Below are 4,939 nucleotides of genomic sequence, written 5' to 3'. Positions count from 1 at the left end.
GCCAGGGCGTGTATCGAGCAGTGATCAATCTGTGGGATTCGCCCTGGCGGCGGGGCCTGGATCGGCTCAGAAAAAGCTCATGGGCTCGTGGTCGTCGCGCGGGCGGTCGAGTAGCTGCTTGACGAATTCACGCGCGGCGGGACTGAGAGTACGCCCGTGTGCGGTGGCGATATGGATCCTTCGTACCGCCCAGGGCTCGGCGAGTTCCACCGCGGCCGCATCGGCCAGCACCTCCCGCGTGACCAGGCACTCGGGCTGCACGGAGACCCCCAGTCCCGCCCGAACCAGGCTCATCGCGACGCCTGCGCTGCGCACGGTGAAACTCGGCAGGCATTCCTGGTCGAGCCGTCGCGCCTCGGCTCGGAAGACAGGCAGCAGGGCAGCGATCGCGATCAGGTTCTCCGACAGCAAGTCCTGGAACGTCACACTGGACCGCTCACTGAGCCAGTGGTCCCGCGGCACGAGAGCCACCAGACGATCCTCCCGATAGGGCGTGACGTCGACGCCGTCGAGATCGAGTTCGTGTGTCACCGCGAACACACCGATGTCCGCCTCACCGTGAGCGACGTGTTGAGGGATGTCCGCGTTCTCGATGTCATGCACGGACAGCTTGACGAGTGGGTATTCGCGACTGAAGTCGCCCAGCTCGCGTGCGAGGAACGGGACGAAGATGGTGCGCGCGGACGCAATGGTCAGGTCTCCTCGCACGCCATCTGTGAAGGAGGCGATTTCGGAGCGCATGTCTTCGAGACTGTCGAAAATCTGACGGGCGCATCGCGCCAGGACCGCTCCGGCCGGAGTCGGGACGACCCCCTTCGGCCCGCGTTCGAGGAGCTGGATGCCGGCGATGTCCTCCAGGACCTGGATGCGCTTTGTCGCCGTCGACGCCGCGATGTTCTCCCGTATGGCCGCCCGACCGATCTGCTGCTCCTCGATCGCGGACAGGAAGAGGCGCAGCGTGAACAGATCCACCTGACGAATGAGGTGAAGTCGGTTGAATGTTCCCATTTCGACACCCTTAAGTTCACACACATTCTCGAATCAACCATGATTCAACCACTGAAAAAACGTGAAGCCCCGATTCGGCGACTTCGCATTCAGGCGCAGAGCTTGGAGCAAGAAACGCCGCAGAGATACATATCACAAACATAGGGAGCTTATATAGTCTTATTGTGTATATGGGTTTCGATGGCGTCGATGTACAACCCGCCACCCGTCACAGTCACCCGCCGGAAGGAGACCGTCATGCTGGCCGCCGTGTCACTGGTACTCGCCGTGCTCGCCGCCGCGAGCAACGCCGTGGGAACTGTCATGCAACGGCGGGCCGCTCTGATCGTGCGGCAATCCAACCGCTTCCGCATCGGTCTGATACGGGACCTGCTGCGCACCCCGGTCTGGCTGCTCGGTATGACCGGCGTCGTCGCGGCGGCGCTGTGCCAAGGCGTCGCGCTGACCACCGGCCCACTGGCAGTCGTGCAGCCGGTCTTGACGCTGGAGCTGCCGTTCACGCTGCTGGTCGCCGGCCTGGTCTTCGGGCGCCGGATGCCCCGGGCCGGCTGGCTGTCTGTCGGCAGTGTCGTCACCAGTCTCGCCCTGGGGCTGTTCGCGGCCGCCCCGGCCGGTGGGCACCCAGACGCCCCCGCCGCGCGGTGGACAACGGTCATGGCCTGCTGTCTGGGGGCCATGGTGGTGTTGTGCGCCGCCGCGGTGAAACGCCCCGTCGGCCGAAGCCGAGCCGCCTGCATGGGCCTGGCTACCGCGATGGGCTACGCCCTGACCGCCGCCCTGATGAAGTCCGCCACCGAAACGCTCAGCCATGCGGGCGTTGCCGCCTTCTTCGCGTCGTGGCAGACCTACGCATTCGCCGCCATGGGCGGGTGCGCGCTTTTCCTGTGGGAGAGCACGCTGCAGTCTGGGCCACTGATCGCCTCCCAGCCGACTCTCACCCTCGCGGACGCACTGGTCAGCCTGGCCCTGGGTGTCGTCCTCTTCCGTGAAGACGTACGCGGCGGTTGGTGGCCCGCCCTCCAGTTGCTCGGACTGGCGCTGATGGCGGCGGGCGTGATCCGGCTGTCCCGCACACGGATCGTCGCCGACGATGCGCGCACAGCAGCGGCGGGCTCGGCAGGTTCGGCAGGTTCGGCCACTTCGACGTCTGTGCCTGTGTCCGGATGACCTCGCCGCAGGCCGCATACAATCGGCAAATGCGTGAACGGGCTACAACTGATGACCCTGCGGTGTCCGGGGTGCCGCCGGAAGACTTGATGATCGCCGTGGAGCAGCTGGTCCGCTACGTACGCAAAAGCGCCACTGCCGGCGGCCTGAGCACCGCGGCATCCACCGCGATCGCCCGACTGGGCCGGGAAGGCCCCCAGCGGCTGACCACGCTGGCCCGGGCCGAGGGAGTCTCACAGCCGAACATGACCCAGCTCGTCACCCGTATGGAACGTGGCGGGCTGGTGCAGCGGGTCGCCGATCCCAGCGACGGCCGGGTGGTGCTGGTGGAAGCCACCGAGACCGGTCTGGAGATCTTCCGTCAGCGCCACGCCGAGCGCGCCCAGGCCTTGCAGCAGCTCATCGAGGAGCTGGCCGAGCCGGAACAGCACGCGGTGAAGGTCGCGCTCCCGGCCCTGGCCCGCGCGATCCAGGGTCGTCAGCCGCGTTCCTGAACCGCTGTTCTCGTCCAGCTGCTCTCCCGGCTCGAGCGCCGCGCACCGGTCACCGGAAGCCGATCAGCCGACTCCGACCGCCCGGTGCCGGCCGGTCACGTGCTGGTCGCCGATCGCGGATGCCAGGTCCTCCACGGCGTGGGTGACGTGGGCGAAGACCTCACGCTCGTACATCCCGGACGGTGTGGTGTCCGCGAGTTCGACGCTCAAGAGGTCGTGCAGCTCAGCGGTGAGTCCGGGAACCGGCATCCTGCCCGTCTCCGCGGCTGTGGCCAGTTCGGACAACTCCGCGTGCAGAGACTCCGCGTAGCGGGCGGCGGAGGGGACCCCCGGTTGCCGCGGACCCGGCAGATGGGCGGCCAGCAGGGCCGACCCCTTGGCGAGTTCGCGGGTCGAGCGGGACAGTGTCTCCAGTTCGGGGCCGCTCCACCGGGCGCGGTGGTGGACCGGCTCGGACGTGGCGGCGGCGGCGGCTTCCTGGAAGTGACGGCGGGCGACGCGGGCTTCGTGCCCCATCCGGTCCAGGACGGCACGGTCGGCTCCGGCGGGGTCGGCCCACGCTGCCGCGAGGGCACCGAGATACCGGCCTTCGATCCGGGTCCAGTTCCCCAGCAGCCGGGGCAGTCGCTTGCTCTGCCAGGTGGGCCACAGCACGTAGACGATCATGGCGATGGCGGCGCCGATCAGTGTGTCCACGGTGCGGCTCCACGCGCTGGCGCCTTCTCCGCCGATGTAGGCCACCACGGCCGTGATGCAGATGATCGTCGGCGGCTGCCCCATGCTGCGGAAGGCCAGGTAGCCGAAGATCAGCAGGACCACGATGACGGAGTGCAGCAGCTTGTCATGGGGCAGCATGGTCAGGCCCCAGCCGAGGAAGCCGCCCACGACGGCACCGGCGCTCCGGCTGATGCCGCGGCCGATGGTGTGCTCGAAGGTGGGGACCAGGACGACCGCGGCCGTCAGGAAGGCCCAGACGGCGTGGTGCGCCACACCGATGCCGCCCCAGTCGCCGGTGGCGCGGCCGACGGCTTCGGCGAGGGTGGCCGCGACCGCGAGGCGCAGCGCGTGCCGGAAGGCGGGGGATTCCCAGGTGAGCTCCGCGCGCAGTTGCCGCAGTCCACGGGCGAGGAAACCGGACTGGGCGTGCTGCTTCGCCAGTTCGGTGTGCTGCCCGGTGGCACCGGCATCGCCGGAATCTGACAGGGAGGCCATCCGTTCCGCCTCGGCGAGGGCCTCGGTGAGGCCTTGCAGCGCGCGCTCCAGGGGCTCACCGGATCCCGGCTCCAGGAGGTTCCGCGCGCGGTCGTCCGTCGTGGCGGCGACCGGTCGGCCGGTTCGCACGGCCGAGGCGATCTCGGACAGGACGTCCGCGACGGCGGCGCAGCTCGCCTTGCGGGTGTCGGGGTCCAGGCCGGTGGGCGCCTCAAGGGCGCGCAGGTATCGCACGATGCGTTCCGCCTCGCCGACCAGCCCGAACAGGGAGGCGGCCGCGGTGCGGGAGCGCAGCGGCAGGACGGTCAGGGCCTGCCGGGCGGTGAGCGTCGGCTGGGGCCACGGCCGGTCCGGGGCACCGCCGGCCGCGTAGGCCCTGGCGTCGGCGGCGAGGGCGTCGTAGAGCTCCGCCACGGCATCGCGCTGGCCCGCGAAACGGGGGCCGTAGGGCGGGATCACCTGACAGACGAACCCGATGCCGCCACCGACGGCGAGCCACTTGACCAGGCTCAGCCCCGTGGAGATGTCGGGCGAGATGTCGGCGAAGGCCACCATCATGATCATCATGATGATCACCCTCATGCCCGGGCCGATGCCGAGGGTCAGCAGCATGCCGCCGAGGAATGTACCGAGGAAGGCCAGAACGTAGAGGAGCCACGGGACGCCGTGCAGATACACGCCCACGAGCGGACCGGCGGCGCACAGGAGCAGCGTGCTCACGGCCGAGATGGCCACACGGTTGCGCCGGCGCGGGACCAGCGAGCCCATGCCGGTGAACCAGGCGCCGATCGTCACCATCGGATTGTCGAGAAAGTAGCCGACGACCGTGGCGGCGACGACGGCCACGGCGACCCGCAGCAGTGCCTCCGGGTTCTGCAGGGGCCGCCCCAGCTTGAAGCCGTGGCGCGCGGCGTGCAGAACCGCGCGCCTGTAGTGGGTCAACATGGCGGTGTTTCACTTCTTTCCGTGTGAGCGCGGAGGTGGCGGGGTCGCGGGGGGGGGCCCCGCCCCACACAAGAACTAACGGAAGAACACACCGCATAACAACACACAACACA

Annotated in this window: 4 protein-coding genes; 2 read left to right on the top strand and 2 right to left on the bottom strand. The window is 68.9% G+C overall.

The features are described from left to right. Positions 1–66 precede the first annotated feature (66 nt). Positions 67–1,008 carry a LysR family transcriptional regulator gene (locus ACWEN3_RS41455; RefSeq protein ID WP_452982390.1) on the bottom strand — a complete coding sequence of 314 codons (942 nt, stop codon included), beginning with the start codon at positions 1,006–1,008 and terminating at the stop codon, positions 67–69. Between the two features lie 237 nt (positions 1,009–1,245). Here ACWEN3_RS41455 and ACWEN3_RS41450 point away from each other — a divergent pair, with 237 nt between their 5' ends. Both ACWEN3_RS41450 and ACWEN3_RS41445 read left to right on the top strand, forming a co-directional pair. Further along, positions 1,246–2,175, top strand: coding sequence for a DMT family transporter (locus tag ACWEN3_RS41450; RefSeq protein ID WP_452982388.1), 930 nt, complete (start codon positions 1,246–1,248; stop codon positions 2,173–2,175). 89 nt (positions 2,176–2,264) lie between these two features. Then, the gene (locus ACWEN3_RS41445; RefSeq protein ID WP_452982393.1) at positions 2,265–2,669 is read left to right on the top strand and encodes a MarR family winged helix-turn-helix transcriptional regulator; all 405 of its coding nucleotides are present in this window, start codon (positions 2,265–2,267) and stop codon (positions 2,667–2,669) included. A gap of 63 nt (positions 2,670–2,732) precedes the next feature. Here ACWEN3_RS41445 and ACWEN3_RS41440 read toward each other — a convergent pair whose 3' ends face one another. Next, complete coding sequence (locus ACWEN3_RS41440; RefSeq protein ID WP_452982385.1) at positions 2,733–4,826, bottom strand: FUSC family protein; 2,094 nt, start codon at positions 4,824–4,826, stop codon at positions 2,733–2,735. Between the last annotated feature and the right edge of the window lie 113 nt (positions 4,827–4,939).

The sequence above is a fragment of the Streptomyces sp. NPDC004561 genome, assembly GCF_053602155.1.
This window is presented reverse-complemented; position numbering and strand designations above follow the sequence as displayed.

Coding starts and splice junctions, on each gene's coding strand:
- ACWEN3_RS41455 (WP_452982390.1), bottom strand. CDS start 1,008: ATGGGAACATTCAACCGACTTCACCTCATTCGTCAGGTGGATCTGTTC.
- ACWEN3_RS41450 (WP_452982388.1), top strand. CDS start 1,246: ATGCTGGCCGCCGTGTCACTGGTACTCGCCGTGCTCGCCGCCGCGAGC.
- ACWEN3_RS41445 (WP_452982393.1), top strand. CDS start 2,265: ATGATCGCCGTGGAGCAGCTGGTCCGCTACGTACGCAAAAGCGCCACT.
- ACWEN3_RS41440 (WP_452982385.1), bottom strand. CDS start 4,826: ATGTTGACCCACTACAGGCGCGCGGTTCTGCACGCCGCGCGCCACGGC.